17 protein-coding genes are annotated in these 19676 nt (G+C 65.8%); 4 read left to right on the top strand and 13 right to left on the bottom strand.

All coding sequences use genetic code 11. From position 1 onward, the window contains the following. Window positions 1-3 precede the first annotated feature (3 nt). From IGS74_RS18785 to IGS74_RS18745, 9 genes are all read right to left on the bottom strand, one after another. Complete coding sequence (locus IGS74_RS18785) at window positions 4-483, bottom strand: UPF0262 family protein (RefSeq protein WP_039195425.1); 480 nt, start codon at window positions 481-483, stop codon at window positions 4-6. Between the two features lie 7 nt (window positions 484-490). Further along, the gene (gene hisD / locus IGS74_RS18780) at window positions 491-1789 is read right to left on the bottom strand and encodes a histidinol dehydrogenase (protein WP_192388197.1); all 1299 of its coding nucleotides are present in this window, start codon (window positions 1787-1789) and stop codon (window positions 491-493) included. 18 nt (window positions 1790-1807) lie between these two features. After that, window positions 1808-2263 carry a DUF2948 family protein gene (locus IGS74_RS18775; RefSeq protein WP_192388195.1) on the bottom strand — a complete coding sequence of 152 codons (456 nt, stop codon included), beginning with the start codon at window positions 2261-2263 and terminating at the stop codon, window positions 1808-1810. Window positions 2264-2336: 73 nt separating this feature from the next. Continuing rightward, window positions 2337-3128: a creatininase gene (locus tag IGS74_RS18770; RefSeq protein WP_192388193.1), complete on the bottom strand. Its 792-nt coding sequence runs from the start codon at window positions 3126-3128 to the stop codon at window positions 2337-2339. Beyond that, window positions 3121-4620: an amidohydrolase gene (locus IGS74_RS18765; RefSeq protein WP_192388191.1), complete on the bottom strand. Its 1500-nt coding sequence runs from the start codon at window positions 4618-4620 to the stop codon at window positions 3121-3123. The genes IGS74_RS18770 and IGS74_RS18765 overlap by 8 nt, the downstream gene beginning before the upstream one ends. Window positions 4621-4633: 13 nt before the next feature. After that, on the bottom strand, window positions 4634-5701 hold the full coding sequence (locus tag IGS74_RS18760; RefSeq protein ID WP_192388189.1) for an ABC transporter ATP-binding protein: 1068 nt from the start codon (window positions 5699-5701) through the stop codon (window positions 4634-4636). Continuing rightward, window positions 5698-6519, bottom strand: a complete 822-nt coding sequence (locus IGS74_RS18755; protein WP_192388187.1) for an ABC transporter permease — start codon at window positions 6517-6519, stop codon at window positions 5698-5700. Before IGS74_RS18755 ends, IGS74_RS18760 begins: the two co-directional genes overlap by 4 nt. Beyond that, window positions 6516-7361, bottom strand: coding sequence for an ABC transporter permease (locus IGS74_RS18750; protein ID WP_192388185.1), 846 nt, complete (start codon window positions 7359-7361; stop codon window positions 6516-6518). Before IGS74_RS18750 ends, IGS74_RS18755 begins: the two co-directional genes overlap by 4 nt. Window positions 7362-7377: 16 nt before the next feature. Then, a complete protein-coding gene (locus IGS74_RS18745; protein ID WP_192388183.1) occupies window positions 7378-8526 on the bottom strand; it encodes a spermidine/putrescine ABC transporter substrate-binding protein in 1149 nt (382 codons plus the stop codon). Between the two features lie 357 nt (window positions 8527-8883). Here IGS74_RS18745 and IGS74_RS18740 point away from each other — a divergent pair, with 357 nt between their 5' ends. Beyond that, window positions 8884-9879, top strand: a complete 996-nt coding sequence (locus IGS74_RS18740; RefSeq protein WP_192388181.1) for a LysR substrate-binding domain-containing protein — start codon at window positions 8884-8886, stop codon at window positions 9877-9879. 65 nt (window positions 9880-9944) lie between these two features. Next, complete coding sequence (locus tag IGS74_RS18735; RefSeq protein ID WP_192388179.1) at window positions 9945-11465, top strand: hypothetical protein; 1521 nt, start codon at window positions 9945-9947, stop codon at window positions 11463-11465. A 9-nt stretch (window positions 11466-11474) separates the two neighbouring features. Here IGS74_RS18735 and IGS74_RS18730 read toward each other — a convergent pair whose 3' ends face one another. The 4 genes from IGS74_RS18730 to zwf all read right to left on the bottom strand — a co-directional run bounded on the left by IGS74_RS18730 (window position 11475) and on the right by zwf (window position 17604). Then, window positions 11475-13439 (bottom strand): nucleoside-diphosphate sugar epimerase/dehydratase, encoded by a 1965-nt coding sequence (locus tag IGS74_RS18730; RefSeq protein WP_192388177.1) that lies wholly within the window; start codon window positions 13437-13439, stop codon window positions 11475-11477. Between the two features lie 147 nt (window positions 13440-13586). Beyond that, complete coding sequence (edd, locus tag IGS74_RS18725) at window positions 13587-15404, bottom strand: phosphogluconate dehydratase (protein WP_192388175.1); 1818 nt, start codon at window positions 15402-15404, stop codon at window positions 13587-13589. Between the two features lie 10 nt (window positions 15405-15414). Then, window positions 15415-16116, bottom strand: a complete 702-nt coding sequence (gene pgl / locus IGS74_RS18720; RefSeq protein ID WP_192388173.1) for a 6-phosphogluconolactonase — start codon at window positions 16114-16116, stop codon at window positions 15415-15417. Between the two features lie 9 nt (window positions 16117-16125). After that, the gene (zwf, locus tag IGS74_RS18715) at window positions 16126-17604 is read right to left on the bottom strand and encodes a glucose-6-phosphate dehydrogenase (RefSeq protein WP_192388171.1); all 1479 of its coding nucleotides are present in this window, start codon (window positions 17602-17604) and stop codon (window positions 16126-16128) included. Between the two features lie 540 nt (window positions 17605-18144). On the opposite strand from zwf, the gene IGS74_RS18710 reads away from it, so the two are divergent. Together IGS74_RS18710 and IGS74_RS18705 are read left to right on the top strand one after the other, a co-directional pair. Then, on the top strand, window positions 18145-18636 hold the full coding sequence (locus tag IGS74_RS18710) for a UTRA domain-containing protein (RefSeq protein ID WP_246722696.1): 492 nt from the start codon (window positions 18145-18147) through the stop codon (window positions 18634-18636). Between the two features lie 20 nt (window positions 18637-18656). Further along, a complete protein-coding gene (locus IGS74_RS18705; protein WP_039195414.1) occupies window positions 18657-19646 on the top strand; it encodes a KpsF/GutQ family sugar-phosphate isomerase in 990 nt (329 codons plus the stop codon). Window positions 19647-19676: the final 30 nt, after the last annotated feature.

Genomic DNA, 19676 nt, shown 5'->3' with positions numbered 1-19676 from the left:
GCGTCAGCTCCGCCAATGCAGGACGCAGATGAGCGTGAAGAGGCGCCGCGCGGTATCCGTGTCGAGGACGATCTTGCCGGACAACCGCTCGCGCAGAAGCTCGGAGCCGTCATTGTGGACGCCCCGGCGCCCCATGTCGATGGCCTCGATCTGCGACGGAGTCGCCGAGCGGATGGCCTCGTAATAGCTGTCGCAGATCAGGAAGTAGTCGCGGATGATGCGCTTGAACGGGGTCAGCGACAGGATGTGCGTCGTCAGCTTGCGGCCGTCCGAATCGCGGATGTCGAAGACGAGGCGCTTTTCCACCAAAGCGAGCCGCAGGCGATAAAGGCCCCCCGGCTCCATGCCCGTCGGCTCGAAGCGGTTTTCCTCGATCAGGTCGAAGATGGCGACGGCGCGTTCGTGCTCGACATCCGGGGTGGCGCGGCCGATCGTCTCGTCCAACTCGATATCGACCAGCCTGCCGTGTTCCCCCCTGTCCATCGACGCCTCAGGACATGTTGAGCCGGATGGACACCGAGCGTGCATGGGCGTCCAGCCCTTCCACGCGGGCCAGTTCCAGCGCTGCCGGCGCGAGGGCCGAAAGGCTCTCGGGCGTCAGCTTCAGGATGGATGTGCGCTTCATGAAATCCAGGACGCCGAGCCCGGACGAAAAGCGCGCCGAACGGGCCGTGGGCAGCACATGATTGGATCCGGCCACATAATCGCCGATGGCTTCCGGCGTATGCCGCCCCAGGAAGGCAGCACCGGCGTCTGTTATGCGGGCCAGCAGGCGCTCCGGGTCGGCGGTGGCGATTTCCAGATGTTCCGCGGCGATGCGGTCGGCCAGTGGCGGAGCATCGCGCTCGAGATCCCGCACCAGGATGATGGCGCCGAAATCGTCCCAGCTGGCGCGGGCGGTCGTCTCCCGAGGCAGGCGGCGCAATTGCCTGTCCACGGCCTCCGTGACGGATTGAGCGAAGGCAGCGTCGTCGGTGATGAGGATCGCCTGCGCCGCGGTATCGTGCTCCGCCTGAGCCAGGAGATCGGCCGCGACCCAGTCGGGATTGTTGTCGCGGTCGGCGATGACGAGCACTTCCGATGGGCCGGCGATCATGTCGATGCCCACCGTGCCGAAGACCTGCCGCTTGGCTGCCGCGACATAGGCATTGCCCGGTCCGACGATCTTGGCAACGGGTGCGATGCTTTCGGTACCGTAGGCGAGGGCGGCGACGGCCTGTGCCCCGCCGATGCGATAGATTTCGCCGACACCGGCAAGGTGCGCCGCCGCCAGCACCAGCGGGTTGAGTTCGCCCGAGCGCGCCGGAACGACCATGGCGATGCGGCCGACGCCCGCCACGATTGCCGGCACGGCGTTCATCAGGACCGAGGATGGGTAGCTGGCGGCGCCGCCGGGCACGTACAGGCCCACCGACCGGATCGCCGTCCAGCGCGCGCCGAGCGTGGCACCCAGCGCATCCGTATAGAGATCGTCGTTGGGGCGCTGACGCTCATGATGGCGCCGTATCCGCTCATGCGCGAACTTCAGCGCATCCATGGTCGGCTGCGGCGTCGCCGCGACCGCGGCTGCGATGTCTTCGGGCGCGACGCGCAGCGTGCCGGGTGTCAGCTCCAGTCCGTCGAAGCGGCGGGTCAGATCGATGAGCGCGGCGTCGCCTTCCGAACGGATCCGGGCGATGATGCCTCGGACGGCGTCGTCCACATCGGGCGAGGCTTCCCGCTTCGTACCCAGGAAGGTCTCGAAGCGGCTTTCGAAATCCGGCTCGCCCGCATTCAGCCTGATCGGCACAGGATACTCCTTGAAACTTCAGCCCCGCTCGTGGTCGGGCACCGCATCCGTGCTCCAGGCCGCCCCCAGGTCGGATAGCTGGGCTTCGATGCACTCGACCTGAAGCCTTATCGTAGCGTTGCCGGCAAAGACAAGCTCGATGACGCCGGAGGGGGCGTCCGCCTCTTCGAAGCGGATGGCCAGAAGATCCAGCACCTCGTCCGGCATGGCTGCGGCTATGCCGTTCTGGCGCACCGAAACGACACGGTCGAAATGCAGGACGGCGCGTCGACGCTCGCGGCTGCGGGGGCGAAACCGGAAAAATCCCTTGCGTTCGTCCGCCGCTTCCCAGGCAAAGCGGTTCATCACGATGACGAACCGCTGGCCTTTCGGCTCGTAGGTGAGATCCTGCGTCTTCATGACGGCGTCCTGGCAACACGCCGAGATGATCTGGAGGTCCTGGGCGTCGAGCGCCATGAGGCGTAGGTCTGTCATGGTCCGCTTCGTCTGGTTCGGGTTCGGAACCCATGTAGAGCAGATCGGACGGAAGGGGAAACGCCGCGCTTCGCTAGCCTGCGGACTTTGCGAAGAATGCGACAAGCGCGGTGGCGATATCGGGCACCACCTGCTCCACGACGATGCGCCCCTTCTGCGCCGTGGCGCTTGCCGCGGAACTGAGGACGCCGTCTTCCGGTATGGTCGACAGGTCGAACGGATAGGGGTCGAAGGGCGGAAACTCCGCCGGGGGATGGTCGGGGATCAGGTCCGCCCGGACCAGGTCGGGCCGCAGATGCAGCATGACCGAGGTTTCCATGACGGCGGCGTGTTCCAGCGCCCAGCTGACGAGACCATCGGGGAAGAGGACCTCCTCGGTGGCGGGGGTGATGAATTCCCAGTAGCCGAGCTTGATCGCGCGGACCGTGTCGATGCCCTCGCGCCGCTGGTCCCGCAGCATCAGGTCGATCGCCTCGGTGATGAACCACTGGTTTTCCATATGACCGTCGAACACAACGATGTGGCGGATGCCGTGCCGCACGAGCTCGTTCATCACATCGCGCAGCACCGCGACCAGGGTGGATGCGTCGAGGCTGAGCGTGCCGGGGAAGTGATTGCCGCCGCCGGTCTTCGGCTGCGACTTGTAGCCGTAGGAGACGGGCGGCGCGACGAGAGCGCCCATCCGCGCAGCGACGCGCATGGCGATCTCCTCGGGCAGGATCACATCCGTCGACAACGGCAGATGCGGACCATGCTGCTCGATGGAGCCGACCGGCAGCAGCACCACCGGCGGCCCTTCCTGCACCAGGCGTCGGAAATCGTAGGAGGTCAGATCCGCGATGCGGATCGAGCGCGTGTCAGGCATCGCTGGCCCACCGGGTTATGCCGATGTCCATGTCGTAGCAGCGCCTGACGACCTGTTCGAAAGCCGGTTCCAGCGCGCGGTTCGCCGCTTCGACGCCCAGCGTATACTCCTGGAAGGCGGGCATCATCTCGCGAAGCTCGGCCAGCAGCGCCTTCTCGTCCACCTTGGTCAGGCGTCCGCCGTCCACCACCATCTCGCCGTTGACGAAGACCTTCTCGATGGACGATCCATTTTCGCAGTAGACGAGGTGCTGGCGCAGATCGTTCATCGGCGTGAAGCTGGCGGTCTCCATGTCGAGCACCAGGAAGTCGGCCTTCTTGCCGGCCTCAAGCGAGCCGGTTTCCGCCTCCAGCCGCGCGGTGCGCGCGCCGCCCAGCGTTGCGGCATGCAGGACTTCGGATGCCGTCAGCCAGCGCTTCCAGTCCGGGTTGTTCACCTTGTGCATCAGGCCGGCGGCCTTCATCACATCGAAGATCCGCGGCGTATCGTTGGAGCATATGCCGTCCGACCCGAGGCCGACATGGACGCCGGCGTCGAGAAGCTTGCGCACAGGGGCTGTTCCCGCGCCGAGCTTCTGGTTGGAAATGGCATTGTGCGCGACGCAGACTCCGGCCCGCCCCATACGGGCAATGTCGTCGTCGCTGACCCAGATCGAATGGGCGATCGTCGTCCATGGATTGAGCAGGCCGAGGTCGTCCATGTAGGCCATCAGCGTCTTGCCGTAGAATTCCGGCCCCGTCACCCCTTGCACCTTGGTCTCGACGATATGCGTATGGAACGGGGCATCCCATTCCTTCGCCAGGTCGTTGGCGGCCTGCATCAGGTCCACCGTGCATCTCTGAGGCGCGGAGGGGGCGAGCATGGTTCGGATGCGGCCCGAACGCCCATGGAAGCTTGCATGCGCCTCCTTGACGAAGGCAAGGTACTCCTGCGTGGACATCGGGATCATGCGCCCGATCTCGTCCTGGAGGTCCTGCGGGACGTAGTCCCGCGTGAAGGGAATCGTATCCAGGAAGTTGCGGTTGACCACATGGGCCGAAACCGTGGCCCGGATGCCGACATCGTCATAGGCGTCGATGGCCGCGCCCATCAGTTCCAGCTCGGAGCGGGGGCTTTCATAGAGATCGTCGGTGATGCAGGTTACGCCGGTGCGCAGGGATTCCATCGCCACGAGCATGCTGCGAAGATAGACGAGGCGCGGCGGCAAGGCCTTCGCGGCGCGGATGGGGTAGGAATAGAGCATCCATACTTCGAGCGGCATGTTGTCGTAGCGGCCCTTGAACAGCGCCTCGTTGGAATGCAGATGCGCATTGACGAGGCCTGGCATGACCAGCTTGCCGCTGCCGTCCAGCCTGGGGGTGCCCTCCGGTGCCTCGAGCCCGGCGCCGATGGCGGTGATCCGCTCGCCTTCGACCAGCATGTCGCCGGTGAATGGCTCCATGCCGGCTTGCCCGCCGGCCAGGATCGTTGCGCCCTTGATCAGGATGCTCATGGATTGAATGCCTTTAATTTGAGATGAGGTAGCCGGAATCGTCACGCCAGCTTGCGAAGACCTTGGCGCCGGGCAGGTAGGCATCGGCCTCGATGGCGCCCGACGCCACCACTGCCTTCAATTCCTGCCCGCCGGCGCATTCCAGGAAGACGGTCAGCGACGCGCCATTGAAATCCGTGGTGGCGACGCTTGCGGCGACGCCGCCGCTGGCCGGTGCGATCGACGACAGGACGATCTCGTCGGCGCCGACCACCAGCGTTGCCGGGCCGGGGGACGGCGCGGGCTCGAGCACGCCGAACGTGCCGATGGCCGTATCGATGACGTGGCCTCCGCCTTCCTGGCGCACGGTGCCGGGCACCAGATTGGACCCTCCGAGGAACTCGGCCACGAAGCTGTTTGCCGCACGGCGATAGAGCGCGCGCGGGGCACCGACCTGTTGCACCTTGCCGGCATTCATGATGACGACGCGGTCGGCCATGGCAAAGGCCTCGGACGGGCTGTGCGTGACGCAGACGAAGGCGATGCCGAGCTCCCGGTGCAGGCGGACCAGCTCTGCCTGCATGCGCACCTTCAGGTGCGGGTCCAGGGCGCTGAGCGGCTCGTCGAGCAGCAGCAATTCCGGCTCGGTGGCCAGCGCCCGGGCCAATGCCACGCGCTGGCGCTGCCCGCCGGAAAGTTGCTGCGGCAGCCGGCCCGCCAGCGCCGCGATCCCCATCCGCTCCAGCCACTCGTCCACCTTGATGCGGCGGATGGCGGCTTCGACCGAGCGCTGTTTCAGACCGAACTCGACATTGTCGCGCACCGTCATGAATGGGAACAGGGCATAGTTCTGCCAGACCAAAGGCGTATCGCGGGCCCATGGATGGTCGTCATTGATGCGCCGCCCCCAGAGGCGGATGTCGCCACGGGTCGGTGTTTCGAGGCCCGCGATCATGCGCAGGGTGGTGGTCTTTCCGCAGCCGGACGGACCCATCAGGGCGATGAACTCGCCCTTGTGCACGGCAAGGCTGACATCCTCCACAGCCATCTGCCCGTCATAGCTCTTGCCTACGGCCGAAAGCTCCAGCATGGCGTTCGTCATGGACTGTTTCCCTTGATACGGCCGGCCGCCAGCCGCCGTGCGGCGATCAGTTGCGCCAGCGCCACCAGGACGATCGAAACAGCAAAGACGAGTGCCCCGACGGCGTTGATGCGCGGGCTGACCTGTCCTTGCAGCATGGCGAGCACGCGTACGGGGAGCGTTTCGTTGAGCCCGGAGATGAACCACGCGACCATGAATTCATCGAAGGAGACCGACGCGGTGATAAGGAGCGCGGCGGCGATGGCCGGCGTGGCGAAGGGGATGACGATCCGGCGCAGCGTCATCCACTGGCCGCAGCCGAGGTTCCAGGCGGCGGGTTCCAGATCCTTGTCGAGGTCGGCAAGCCGCATGCGCACGAGCGCCATGGCAAAGGGCGCGCAGACCACCACATGGGCCGCCACGAGGCCGGGGATGGTGCCCGACAGGCCGATGCGGCCCTGGAAGCTGAGCATCGCCACGCCCATGATGACGACGGGCACGGTCGGCGGCAGCGTTGCCAGCGCCATGTAGACGGCCTTGCCGAAGAAGCGATACCGATAATCGACATAGGCGGCGGTGAAGCCGAGGGCAGTCGATATCATGGCGGCAAAGCCGGCGACGACCAGGCTGTTGGCCAGCCCGCGACGCACCGTCGCGTCGGCGAAGATGGCCTCGTACCATTGAAGGGAGAAGCCGCCCCACGGCAGCGCGGGGAAGCGGTCGGCGTTGAACGAGAAGACCACCGTCGACAGGATCGGCGCGAAGATGAACAGGAAGACGACCACCGCCCAGGCAGCCAGCAGGCAATTGATGAGCCGGCCCGTCGCGTCGGTCTTCATGACGGGCGCCGCCCATAGGCAAGCTTCATCAGGATGCCGAGAACGGCGGTGAGGGTCACGATCATCACGACGGCGACGACCGATGCACGCGGCCAGTGATTGCCGGATTTCACCTGGTCGGCGATCAGGATGGACAGCGTCGGCGGGTTGGACCCGCCCAGGAACTGCGGGCTGATGTAATCCCCGAAGCAGAGGATGAAGGCGAAGGCGGCGGCAAGCACCAGCCCCACCCGCGCCGAAGGCACGACGATGCGAAACACGGTCGCCATCCGGCCACAGCCGAGATTGTGCGCGGCCTGCACCAGGGTTCTGTCGACTGCGCCCAGCGCGATCGTCTGCAATAGGATGACCAGCGGCGCGGTGAGGGTCAGATAGCCGATGAAGGTGCCGGTGGGTGTATTCAGGATGGAAGGTGCGGTCAGGCCGAATGGCGAGACGAGCGCATGAATGATCCCGGACGGGCTGAAGAAGATCTGCATCGAGTAGATGCGGACGGGGAAACTGGTGAAGAAGGGCACCAGAAGCAGGCCGGCCAGAAGCAGGCGCCAGCGTGACGGCGCCTTGAATGCCAGGGCATAGGATACCGGGAAGGCGAGGAGGCTGACGCAGAGCGCGGCAAGCGACGACAATACGAAGGTATGGACGAAGGCATTCTGGAAGAAGCCGGCCGAAAGCACGGCCTCCCAGTTGGCGAGCGTGAAATCGGGCCGCAGGCGGAAGTTGCGGACGGACCAGAACGTCATCGCGACGAGGAAGAGAAGCGGAGCCACGAAGAACGCGGCCTGCCACAGGAACATTGGCAGGCCGAGAACGAGGCCGAAGCGGGAGCGACGCACCGTCATGCCGGAAGACGCTTCGTCACATCGCCTTGAATTCGGACCAGGTGTCGTTCCAGGTCTCGATATCCTGCTGCACCGGCGTCTGGCGGATGTGGATCTTGCCTTCCTTGTACTCGTCCATGACGTTGCGGGCATCGAAGGTGTGGCGCAGCTTGACCGCGTCCTCGGGCGCCTCGGCGTTCATCATCTCCCAGCCCTTCTTGTTGGGGATGGATGCCCAATAGGCCGGCAGGCGTGCGGAGCGGAACTGGCCCTCGGGCGAGCTGGCATACTGGATGAACTTCTTGGCCAGATCCTTTTTGGTGGAGCTGGAGACGATGGACATGGATTCCGTCCACTGGATGCCGCCCTGCTCGGGCACGACCGCGTCCACGGGCACGCCCTCGTTCTGCAGCAGCAGCACGACCCAGTCGCCGATGCCGGGGATGACGGCGGCTGTTCCGTTGGTCAGCATGGCGAACTGGTCTGCCATGGAATAGAAGCCGCTGGTCTGCGGCCGCAGGGAGAAGAGCGTTTCGCTCAGCTTTTCGTAAGCCGTGTCGTCGATGTCGAAGGGCGAGGCGTTGCCGTCATAGAGGCTCAGGCAGCCCATGGTGGGCAGGTACCAGTCGAAGAAGCCGACCTTGCCCTTCACCTTCTCGTTCCACAGCGCCTCGTAGGAGGTAACGTCTTCCGGCGCCAGCATATCCGTGCGGTAGGCCAGGCCCAGATAGCCGAAGCGGATCATGACGGAATAGAGCTCGTCGCCGACCCAATGCAGCGGGAACTTCTGGAACTCCGGCCAATAGTCGGCCAGCGGGTAATCGGCCGGGTCCAGCGCGTCGATGAAGCCGCCATCCTGCAGCATGCCGATGTACTCGGCATCCGCAAGCACGACGTCGAAGGAGCCGGGAGGCGACTGGTTCATCAGCGCCAGCATCGGTTCTCCGCCTACATACTCCTTGGCCACCACCTTGACGCCGTACTCGTCCTCGAACGGCTTGACGAAGGCGGGATCGCCATGGCCCGGCCAGGTGAGGATGTTGAGCACGTTGTCCTGCGCCATCGATGCGCCGGTGCCGAGGCCGAGCGCTGTCGCGCCGGCCAGCGCGCCCGCACCCTGAAGGACGGTTCTGCGCGTCGGACGAAGAAAAAGCTCGCGTGGGTCGCGGATCAGGAAGCGGCTCATGAAAAGACCTTCGTGGCTCAAATGTCGTGCCACGACTGTGCATGACCGTCTCTTGAAACGGAAAGACGAAAAACCGATCACTACCCATAGGATACTCCTATGGGAATGCAGAGTGGGCGGCTTTGCGTCGCCCGACTTCGCTGAATCTATTGATAGTATCCGATTGTTGCAGCGACCTGCATTGAATTGCGGCAGATATTTACGCTCCTGTGCCTAGCGGAACGGCACTTATTCTCCTTCCGGTCGCCCTGAAAGCGGCATTGTCTGCTCCCGTACACAGCATATGATTATTTTTTGTGCAACTTGACAGATGATCGAATAGTAACCATAGGTAGGTCCAAACCCAGGTCGAGGCCGATGGACTTCCGGCAGCTCAGATATTTCGTCGCGATTGCCGACAGCGGCACCTTTTCCCGCGCGGCGGAAACCCTCCGCATTTCCCAACCCTCGCTCAGCCAGCAGATCCGAAACCTGGAGGACGAACTCGGCGTCGAGCTTCTGTCCCGCCACGCCCGCGGCGTCGCGCTAACGGAACTCGGCCAGCAGTTCTACGACCATGCGCGGCGCATCCTGTCGGGTGTCGAGCGCGCAAGAGAGGTCATGCATGCCCGCAAGGGCCATCCACGCGGCCGAATATCCGTCGGCCTGCCGACATCGGCGGCGCGCAACCTGTCGCTGCCGCTGTTCCGTGAACTTGCGGTGCGCGCGCCCGATATCGAGCTTCATATCGTCGAGGCCATGTCGGGCTATCTCGACGATTTCGTCCAGGGCGGCCGGCTGGATGTCGCGCTGCTTTACGATCACCGGGCCTATGAGGATGTCGCCTGGACGGAGATGGTCGTGGAGGATCTGTGCCTGTTCGTATCCTCGCGACATCCATGGGGACGGCGTCGTCAGCTTGCCTTCGACCGCGTGTTCGACATGCCGCTCGTTCTGCCGGGCCGCCCGCATGCGCTGCGAACCGTCGTCGAGCGGCTGGCGGCGCGGCGTGGCATGACCGTGGATGCACTGGATTGCGACAGCCTGCCCGCCATAGCCCGGCTGGTCACCTCCGAAGGGTTCGGTGCGATCATGCCGCATTTCGCCTTCCTGGATGAGCTCGCGCGCGGTGAGATGGTTGCGCTGGACATCGTCGATCCGACACCGTCGTGGCGGCTGTCGGTTGTCGTATCGCAACGCACCGTCAACCCACGAGGCAGCGAAGCCGTGGCGCGGGCGCTCGGCGATGTGATCGCGCGGCTTGTCGGCGACGGTACGTGGCGTGCAAGCTTGTCGCAGCCGATCATCCCGGCCCTTGCCCCGATGGCCGGCCGCACCGTGGCGACAGGTGACAGGCGGCAACCGCAGGTTTAAATGTTTGTTTGCCATGTTCGGCGACACTCAAGGCTGCACGCGCCGCATCATCCAGGACCCGCTTCATGCCCCGCATCACCCGGCCGCTACCCGACGGTCCAGCGCGGAAGCGCCCGCCCGCCGCATTGCGCTGGGGTGTGGTTCTGCTTGTCGCCGCCGCACTGGGAGCGGTGGCGGGCGTCGCCGTCGACCGGCTGTCCGATCCGGTCTATTCGGCGGTTGCGCGCATCGCGCTGGAGCCGGATGCCTATCGCCCGGCAGAAGGGGGCGACGATGCGATCCTGATGCCGCGGCTTCGTGGCAAGCTGGCGCGGATCGCGGGGGATGACGTCCTGGCCGCGGCTTCGCCGGCCCCCGCCGACCTGCGCAGCCGTGTTGCCGTCCACAGCCCGCAAGGGGAGTTGACGGCGGATATCGTCGTCCAAGCCGCCTCGGCCGATGCCGCGGCCCGGGATGCCAACGCCATCGCGCGCGCCTTCGCGGACCGCGAGGCGCGTGACGTCGAAGGCCGGCGCGCGGCGGAGCGGGGGGAAGCAGAGCGCCGCGTACGCCTTGCACAGACCGCCCTTGCGCAAGCCGAGACCGCCCTTGCCGCGGTGCAGCCGACAGCCGGACCGGAGCCCGACCGGGATGCACCGGATGCGGAGATGTCGCGCCTGCAACGGCAACTGGATTCGTTGCGGCAGGTGGCCGATGGCGGGCCGGGCGGCGCAGACCTGCCCGAGAGCGTTCGGACCTTGTCCGAAAGGCGGGATGCGGCGTCGGCGGAGCTTGGTCTTCTATCCCGAACCTATGGGCCCCGGCATCCGCGTCGCGTGGAGGCCGCAAGGCGGCTGGCGGCGGCCGAGGCCGCGACGCGGCAGGAGGCCACCCGCCATGTGGTGGAAAGACAGGCGGCGCTCGACGCGGCGAGGTCCGCAGCGACCCAGCCCGCGGCCGTCGATCCGGCTGCGCCAGGCCCCGTCCGGGAATCGGCGGAGGTGGCTCGGCTGCGCGCCGCGCTGGCGGATGCAAGCGCGGCGCTGGATGAACGCGCCCGCGGTGCCCCGACCGCTCCGGTTGCCTTGGTGATCGCGGCCGAGCCGCCCGCCGTGCGCGACGGCCCATCGGAAGCGGCCTACGCGCTGATGGGTGCGGCCGGCGGTATCCTGGCCGGCCTTTTCATCCTGGCGGTTTCTGGCCTGTCGCGCCTCGTAGGGCAGGGGGCCGGCCGGACGGAGGTGGTCCTGTCGGACGTATCCTATGCGCCGGTCGATCTGGCACGGCGCGGTGATGCGTTGCGGCTTGCACCCCCGGCCGAACCGGCCGAGCGGCGCCCGGCGCATGGGGCCGATGGCGCGTCGGAGACGGAGCCTCGGCCCGTTCGTGAACGCCAGCCCGAACAGGGCAGCGCGGCGCCGGATCGGAGCCACGACCCTCAGGTGGATGATGCGGTATTGCGCCGCCGCGAGCGCCTGCGTCGCGAATTGCGGGACATGACGGCACGTCGGCAGGCCGAACTCGATGGGGGCGGCGCGGCGCGGATCATGAGTGCCGAGGAGTTGCAACGCCGTCACGACGAGCGCAACGGGCCGCACCGGCTTTGATCCGGCCGCTCAGGATGGCGGCGGCGCCGGAAGCGAGGGCGCCACGCCCGCCAGGTCGCCAATGGCCGGGCGCTCGCCCTGCGCAGGCCGGTAATCCGGCACGATATGCGACAGCAGAGCGATGGCGCGGCCGGCGTCGTTGGCGCGGATCGCCTTCTCCAGCGCCGCGAAATTGCGTCTCAGGAACGATGTGTCCGATACGCGGGAGCTGGCCGCCAGCAAGCCGTCGCGCCCGGTCCGCTCGATGATCTCGCCATCGCCGAACAACTCTTCATAGAGTTTCTCACCGGGCCGCAGGCCGATATATTCGATCGCGATGTCGACGCCGGGGCGCAGGCCCGCAAGCTGGATCAGCCGCTCGGCCAGTTCGGTGATCAGGATGGGCTCGCCCATGTCCAGGACGAAGATCCGCCCCCGCTCCGTGCGCGCGGCAACGCCGTGCCCCGCCGCATGCAGGATCAGGCGGCAGGCTTCCGGGATGGTCATGAAGAAGCGGGTGATCTTCGGATGCGTCACCGTCAGCGGTCCGCCGCGCTGCAACTGGGAATGGAACAGGGGAATGACCGATCCCGCCGAGCCGAGCACGTTGCCGAAACGTACCGTCATGAAGCGCGTGGCGCTGCCCGACAGGTCCAGCGCCTGGCAATAGGCCTCGGCGGCGCGCTTGGTGGCGCCCATGACATTGGCCGGGTTGACCGCCTTGTCGGTGGATACCATCACGAAGGCGGCCGCTTCGGCCGCCAGGGCGGCATCGGCGACGTTGCGCGTGCCGAGCAAGTTGGTCTCTATGCCCTCGACCGGGTTCTGCTCCACCAGCGGCACATGCTTCAGCGCCGCGGCGTGGAAGACGACATCCGGTTTGAAGGCGGTGAAGGCCGCAAGAACCCTGTCGGCCATGCGGACGTCGAGGATCCGCTCTTCCCTTCCCACGCCCGGGAACAAGGCCGCAAGCTGGCGGCCGATGGAATAGAGATTGAACTCGGAACTGTCGATCAGCAGCAGCTTGCTGGGCTGGAAGGCCGCGATCTGTTTGCAGAGTTCCGATCCGATGCTGCCGCCGGCGCCGGTTACCGCAATGGCGCGGTCGTTGATCAACTGCGCAACCTCGCGGATTTCCAGATCCACCTCGCGGCGGCCGAGGAGGTCTTCCAGCGAGACGGGCAGCGTCTCTATCGGCGCCTCGCTGTCGACGCCGCCGGCCTTCGATATGTCCGGCAGGCGCTTGACGGCGATCTTCAATGGGGCTGCCGCCTCAACCACGTTGGACATGTCGACAGGCGGCAAATTGGTCTGCGTGACGACGATCTGCGAGATGGGGCTGGCCGACAGCTCGTTCTTGCGAGCCAGGGTGGCGAGCGACGACAGATCCCCCACCACGCGCACTCCGTGCAGCCGGCGGCGCCAGTTCTTGGGTCGTGGGTCCAGGATGGCGACGATATGGGTATTGGGCTGGGAGCGGCGCGCGTTGCGGATGAAAAGGTCCGCATTGTCGTTGAAGCCGTAGAGCACGATATGCTCGACCTTGCCGATGCCCAGCGGCCGTGTGGCCGTCTCGTTGAACCCGCGCTCCTTGGAGAGGCGGTAGATCAGGCGCGGCCCGCCCAGCCCGACGATCATGATGAACCAGCACATCACCAAAGCGGAACGCGGCAGGAAGGCGCCGCGAAACAGGATGAAGTGCCCCAACAGGAAAATCGTCACGATGGCGGTGACGGCCTTGACGATGGAGACGACGTCCAGCAGCGAGGCATAGCGCCAGGCGCCGCTGTTCAAGGAGAACAACGGAAACATCAGGGCCGACATCAGGGCGAAGCTGCCGACGATGGCCCAGAGCTGCCAGTAGACGGCGAAGGCGTTGAAGTTCCAGGCGAGGCCCAGCGACAGCGCCATCGACAAGGCCGCAACCAGCACGTCGTGGACGATGCCGAGAGAGCGGAGCGACCCGCGCGGCAGATGCGGCTTCGTGTCGAACATGGCCTTCCGGAACCGAGGCACCGGAGGCGCGAGCGGCTCCGTGCGCATTGCAGGAAATGATCGGGGACGATGCGAGATCGCCCCACCCTTCCATTATTCTAGAGCGCTTCCATCGATCAAGGAAGAAGCACGCGCGTCGTGGCCCGCTCAGAAGACGGTCGCGCCCTTCGAGGCCGGGCCGACCATGGTCCGGAAAATGCCGAACAATTCGCGGCCGACGCCGTAGTCGTTGCCGGTCAGGTCGGGAATGGCGACCTCGCGCTGCGCCAGGTCGGCCGCATCGACGAGCAGTTCCAGCGTGCCGGCCTCGGCGTCCAGCCGGATCAGGTCGCCGTCGCGGATGCGGCCGATGACGCCGCCCTCCTTGGCTTCGGGCGTGACATGAATGGCCGCCGGCACCTTGCCGGAAGCGCCGGACATGCGCCCGTCCGTCACCAGGGCGACATTCTGTCCGCGATCCATGAGAACCCCCAGAGTCGGCGTCAGCTTGTGAAGCTCGGGCATGCCGTTGGCCGACGGGCCCTGATACCGGACGACGGCGACGAAGTCGCCCGTCAGCTCTCCGGCGCGGAAGGCGCGCTGCACGGCTTCCTGTCCGTCGAAGACGCGGGCAGGGGCGGTAACGACGCGCCGCTCGGGCTTGACGGCCGAAACCTTGATGACGGCCTTGCCGAGATTGCCGTCAAGAACACGCAATCCGCCATTGGACGAGAAGGGCGTATCCGCGCGAGCCAGAACCTTTGGGTCCAGGCTTTCGGACGGCGCGGCGACCCGCTCCACGCCTACGCCGTCGGCAGCCAGCCTTGCCTCGACCGTGTAGGCCGACAGGCCCATGCCGTATGCCGTGCGGACATCCTCGTGCAGGAGCCCGGCGCCCAGCAGCTCACGGATCAGGAAGCCCATGCCGCCGGCTGCGTTGAAATGGTTCACGTCGGCCAGGCCGTTCGGGTAGACGCGCGCCAGAAGCGGCGTGATGTCGGACAGGTCGGAAATATCCTGCCATGTCAGCGTGATGCCCGCCGCGGCCGCCATCGCAACCAGATGCAGCGTATGGTTGGTGGAGCCGCCGGTGGCGTGCAGTCCGACGACGCCGTTGACGATGGTGCGCTCGTCCACCATCACCCCGACGGGCGTATACTCGTTGCCGAGGGCCGTGATGGACAGGGCGCGTTGCGCGGCCTCGCGGGTAAGGGCGTCGCGCAAGGGGGTATTGGGGTTGACGAACGAGCTGCCGGGCAAATGCAGGCCCATGATCTCCATGAGCATCTGGTTGGAATTGGCGGTTCCGTAGAAGGTGCAGGTGCCGGGCCCGTGATAGGACTTCGATTCCGCCTCCAGCAGTTCGTCGCGGCCGACCTTACCCTCCGCATAGAGCTGGCGCACCCGCGCCTTTTCGTCATTGGGCAGACCCGAGGTCATGGGACCCGCCGGCACGAACACCGCCGGCAGATGGCCGAAGGTCAGCGCGGCGATGACGAGCCCCGGCACGATCTTGTCGCAGACGCCGAGATAGACCGCCGCGTCGAACATGTCGTGGCTGAGGCCGACAGCGGCCGAGAGGGCGATGACATCGCGCGAGAACAGAGAAAGCTCCATGCCGGCTTCGCCCTGCGTGACGCCGTCGCACATGGCGGGAACGCCGCCGGCCACCTGCGCCGTCGCCCCCATGTCGCGGGCGGCCCGGCGAATGATGTCGGGATAGCGCTCGTAAGGCTGGTGCGCCGACAGCATGTCGTTATAGGCGGTGATGATGCCGAGATTCGGGGTCGCGTCCCCCATCAGCCGCGCCTTGTCGCCGGTGCCGCAGGCGGCGAACCCGTGGGCGAGGTTGCCGCAGCCGAGCGCGGAGCGCCGTGGCCGCGACTCGGCGCGGGCCAGGACGCGGGCAAGATAGGCTTCGCGGGCGGCCATGGAGCGCTCGCGGATGCGGTTGGTAATTGCAATGAGGCGTTTGTCGGCACTCATTCGAACCTCCTCAGCGCGCCCAGAAAATCTGCAGGTCGTCGCGGCGGTCCTGCCGCAGCACGGCCCGGACGGGCATGTCTTCCAGCGGGCCGTCGACGAGCGCCAGCCCCAGCGTTTCCCTCTTGTCCTCACCCTCGATATGCAGGGCCAGGAAATGCGCCGACAGAAGAATGGGAAGGGTCAGCGTGACGCGCGGTTCCCCGGCGCCGGGTGCCTCCACGGCCACGACGGTAGCGCCGTCGGCGGGTGCAAGCGCGGCGCCGAGTTGCGGGGAGCCGGGAAAGAAGGATGCGGTATGGCCGTCATTGCCCATGCCCAGGATGGCCGCGTCGAGGGGCTGCGCGAGGGCGCCGAACCGCTCCGAGAGGTCCGGGGCGGCTTCCGCTGCGGTCCGACCCGGTACGAAAAAGGGTTCAAAGCGTGCCTTGGCGGCTCTGCCAACCAGGAGTCCGCTGCGGACGAGACGCGCGTTGGACCGATCGCTGTCCTCGTCCACCCAGCGTTCATCGACGAGGAAGACGCATACCCTGTCCCATTCTATATCGGCCTGCGACAGGCGCTCGAACAGAAGACGAGGCGTCGAGCCGCCGGATACGGCCAGCGTCGCGGCGCCCCGCGCGTCGATCGCCGTGGCAAGCACGGCGGCAAGGCCCGTCGCCAGCCCTTCCGCCAGGGCCTCGCGCGTCGGATATTCGTGGAAACGCAGATCCATGGCCCGCTCCTACTCCGGCTCGTGCCAGGTTCTGCCGTCCCGCTCGATGAGCGCGATGGAGCCGGAGGGGCCCCACGTTCCGGCCGTGTACCCTTGCGGACGGATATCTTTCTCTTCCCAGGCGGCCAGGATGGGGCCGACCCATTCCCAGGCAGCTTCCACCTCGTCGCGCCGCATGAACAGCGTCTGGTTGCCGCGAATGACATCCATCAGCAGGCGCTCGTAGGCGTCCGGGTTCCGAACCCCGAAGGATTCGGCGAAGCTCATGTCCAACGGCACGTGGCGCAGCCGCATGCCGCCCGGGCCGGGATCCTTGATCATCAACCACTGCTTGACGCCTTCGTCGGGCTGCAGGCGCAGCACCAGCTGGTTCTGCTGCACATGGCCGGCCGCGCCGCCGAAGATGTTGTGCGGAATGGGCCGGAAGGTGACGACGATTTCGCTCATGCGCTGCGTCAGGCGCTTTCCGGTCCGCAGGTAGAAGGGTACGCCGGCCCAGCGCCAATTGTTGATCTCGGCCTTGATGGCGACGAACGTCTCGGTGTTGCTGGAGTCTTCGCCGAGATCCTCGAGATAGCTGCGTGCCGGCCCGCCGTTGGAGGCGCCCGACCGGTACTGGCCACGGACGGTGACGTGCTCGACATTGCGCGCGTCGATCGGCTTCAGAGCACGCAGGACTTTCAGCTTCTCGTCGCGAAGGGCATTGCCGTCGATGGCGCCCGGCGGCTCCAGCGCCACCAGGCACATGAGCTGCACGATGTGATTCTGCACCATGTCGCGCAGGGCGCCGGCCTTGTCGTAATAGCCCGCCCGTCCCTCGAGGCCGACCGATTCGGCAACCGTGATCTGCACATGGTCCACGAAGGCCGAGTTCCACAGCGGCTCGTAGAGCATGTTGGCAAAGCGCAGCGCCATCAGGTTCTGCACCGTCTCCTTGCCGAGGTAGTGATCGATGCGGAAGACCTGATGCTCCTCGAAGTGCTCGCCGATGATCCGGTTCAGCTGGCGAGCCGATTCGAGGTCGCGCCCGACCGGCTTCTCGACGACCAGGCGTGTCCGGTCGTTGACGAGGCCGAAGCTTCGGATGCGCATGGCGAAATCGCCGAACAGGGATGGCCCGACCGCAAGGTAGAAGGCGCGGATGCGGCTTGGCGGCGCCTGGTCCAGCAGCGCTTTCAGTTCCTTCCAGCCGCCATCGGCCCGCGCATCGACCGTCAGGTAGAAGAGTCGGCCGAGGAAGCGTTCGATGGCGGCCTCGTCATGATCCTGCGGTGCAACGAAACGGTCGATCGCCGCGCGGGCGAAGGCGCGGTATTCCTCGTCGCTGAGCGACGTCCGCGATGCGCCGATGATGCGGGAATCGTCGGGAAGCTGCCCGTCGAGGTCGCGGTGGTAGAGGGCCGGCAAAAGCTTGCGCTCCGCCAGGTCGCCGTTGCCCCCGAAAACAACATAGTCGAAACTGTCTACCGGGATGATGTGGCTGGTCACGAATACGAATCCTGCTGAAATCCTTGAGTCGGTTATAGGGCGACCCGCCGGCAAGGGTAATTCTAATCGATTGAAAATGAAAGCGCGCGGATAGGCATCGAGTCATGTCCGCGAGGGTCGGGCAAGGTGACGTTTTGATGGAAGGGACGCGGCGCCACAAAGATAATTGCATAGTCAACAGGAATATAACGAGTGATGATACTCATATAAACAAATATACACTTAACATTCGAAATTTACTGAATTGGAAGGACTTTCATCATTTTTTTTTGTCGTGCTATAACGCACAACTGAATAGTGCGGCGCATAGGGAGTAAAATGAGCCTCAAGACTTTTGATCTTAGGCCCTTGTATCTGCAGGTCGTTGACGACTTCATAGGTCGAATAGTCTCTGGCGTCTGGCCCGCTGGCCAATTTATAGCCAGCGAGACGGAGATCTCTCGCGAACTCGGTCTTTCCATCGGCACGGTGCGCCGTGCTTTCGATATTCTCGATCAGTATGGCGTACTCGATCGTTCCCAGGGGAAGGGAACGTTGATCTTGGACGCGTCCGGAGAAGAAGCGTCGCGGCGCTTCGTCACCTTCGTCGACAGCGCCGGAGAGCGCGTCGCCGGAGAGCTCGAACTGATCGAAGCGTTTATATCCAGGGCGGACGACGCCATCGCCGCCGACCTGAAGATCGTACCAGGCAGCGATATCCTGGCCATGCGACGCCAGCGCCGGCATGGCGGGCGCATCTTTCTAACCGAGGTCGCGCAAAGTCCGTATGCGCCGCCGGCCGGCGCGCGCAGCGCAACCGCCCTGATGGAGGCCGCCGAGGGGCGTTGGTTCGGGCACAGCCTGGCCGTCCGGATGTCCGAGACGGTGAGGCCGATCGTGGCCGGGGCCGACGATGCGCGCGTTTTCGGCGTACAGGACGGGGAGCCCCTGCTGGAATTGACGCGCGTCATCTTCAGTTATGATGGCGTGGCGCTGGAACGGCGGGTCGCGCGCTGCTATCTGGGGCAGGATTTGTTCTACGAGAACAGCTGAGATCAGCCCCGGAAGACCAGATGTCAAAAGCTGAAGACCGTTCGCTTGCCATCGTGGGCTCAGCGCTCCGCAGCCTGTCCGCCGCCAGCGATGCTTTCGAAATACTGTCCGCCGATATCCGGAACGGGCCGTTGGGAAAGGCCATCGCGGATGCCGTTGCGCTGATCCGCTTGCGGCCCGGCCGGCTGATCGTGACCGGCGTCGGCAAGAGCGGGCACATCGCACGCAAGCTCGCGGCCACATTCGCCTCCACGGGCACGCCCGCCTACCATCTCCATCCGACGGAGGCGAACCACGGCGATCTCGGTATGATCGACAGGACGGATGTCATCATGGCGCTGTCCTGGTCCGGCGAGACGAGCGAGCTGGCGCAGACGATCACCTATGCCAAGCGATTCGAAGTGCCGTTGATCTCGTTGACGGCCGCCGGCGACAGCACACTCGCGATGGCCTCGACGGTGCCGCTTGTCCTGCCCCGTGTGCGCGAGGCATGTCCACATAATCTGGCGCCCACCACGTCCACCCTCATGCAGCTTGCCATCGGCGACGCCATCGCGGTCGCGCTGATCGAGGATCGCGGCTTCTCGCCGGACGATTTCAAGATATTCCACCCCGGCGGCAAGCTGGGCGCCCAGTTGCAGACGGTGGGAGACCTGATGCACACCGGGCAGTCCCTGCCGTTGACAGGGCTCGACGCCAACGTCGCCGAGGCCGTCCGCGTGATGTCGGCCCACGGTTTCGGCGCGGTCGGCATCGTCGACGGGGCCGGTAACCTCGTCGGGATGATCACCGACGGCGACCTCAGACGTCATCTGTCGCCCGACCTCGCCGAGCGCACCGTCTCGGCGGTGATGACGCACGGACCTATCGTCGTCGGTGCGTCGACCCTGGCCGCCGAAGCGTTGACGCTGATGGAGGCCCGCAAGATCGGCGCCCTCTTCGTGGTGGAGGGCATGCTTCCGGTCGGCTTTATCCGCACGCTGGACCTCCTGCGCGCCGGCGTCGCCTGACGCCCTGCGCGGGCCACCCAAAAAAATCCG

Source organism: Aureimonas sp. OT7 (assembly GCF_014844055.1).
In the GTDB taxonomy this organism is placed as follows: Bacteria; Pseudomonadota; Alphaproteobacteria; order Rhizobiales; family Rhizobiaceae; genus Aureimonas; species Aureimonas altamirensis_A.
Note: the sequence above shows the minus strand (reverse complement) of the source record. Positions and strands in the feature narration are given on the sequence as shown.

What these genes read in the sequence shown, in the direction of transcription:
- IGS74_RS18755 (WP_192388187.1), bottom strand. Translation starts at nt 6,519, where the DNA reads ATGAAGACCGACGCGACGGGCCGGCTCATCAATTGCCTGCTGGCTGCC.
- IGS74_RS18745 (WP_192388183.1), bottom strand. Translation starts at nt 8,526, where the DNA reads ATGAGCCGCTTCCTGATCCGCGACCCACGCGAGCTTTTTCTTCGTCCG.
- IGS74_RS18770 (WP_192388193.1), bottom strand. Translation starts at nt 3,128, where the DNA reads ATGCCTGACACGCGCTCGATCCGCATCGCGGATCTGACCTCCTACGAT.
- IGS74_RS18785 (WP_039195425.1), bottom strand. Translation starts at nt 483, where the DNA reads ATGGACAGGGGGGAACACGGCAGGCTGGTCGATATCGAGTTGGACGAG.
- IGS74_RS18730 (WP_192388177.1), bottom strand. Translation starts at nt 13,439, where the DNA reads ATGTTCGACACGAAGCCGCATCTGCCGCGCGGGTCGCTCCGCTCTCTC.
- IGS74_RS18740 (WP_192388181.1), top strand. Translation starts at nt 8,884, where the DNA reads ATGGACTTCCGGCAGCTCAGATATTTCGTCGCGATTGCCGACAGCGGC.
- pgl (WP_192388173.1), bottom strand. Translation starts at nt 16,116, where the DNA reads ATGGATCTGCGTTTCCACGAATATCCGACGCGCGAGGCCCTGGCGGAA.
- IGS74_RS18735 (WP_192388179.1), top strand. Translation starts at nt 9,945, where the DNA reads ATGCCCCGCATCACCCGGCCGCTACCCGACGGTCCAGCGCGGAAGCGC.
- edd (WP_192388175.1), bottom strand. Translation starts at nt 15,404, where the DNA reads ATGAGTGCCGACAAACGCCTCATTGCAATTACCAACCGCATCCGCGAG.
- IGS74_RS18750 (WP_192388185.1), bottom strand. Translation starts at nt 7,361, where the DNA reads ATGACGGTGCGTCGCTCCCGCTTCGGCCTCGTTCTCGGCCTGCCAATG.
- IGS74_RS18760 (WP_192388189.1), bottom strand. Translation starts at nt 5,701, where the DNA reads ATGACGAACGCCATGCTGGAGCTTTCGGCCGTAGGCAAGAGCTATGAC.
- IGS74_RS18775 (WP_192388195.1), bottom strand. Translation starts at nt 2,263, where the DNA reads ATGACAGACCTACGCCTCATGGCGCTCGACGCCCAGGACCTCCAGATC.
- IGS74_RS18765 (WP_192388191.1), bottom strand. Translation starts at nt 4,620, where the DNA reads ATGAGCATCCTGATCAAGGGCGCAACGATCCTGGCCGGCGGGCAAGCC.
- IGS74_RS18705 (WP_039195414.1), top strand. Translation starts at nt 18,657, where the DNA reads ATGTCAAAAGCTGAAGACCGTTCGCTTGCCATCGTGGGCTCAGCGCTC.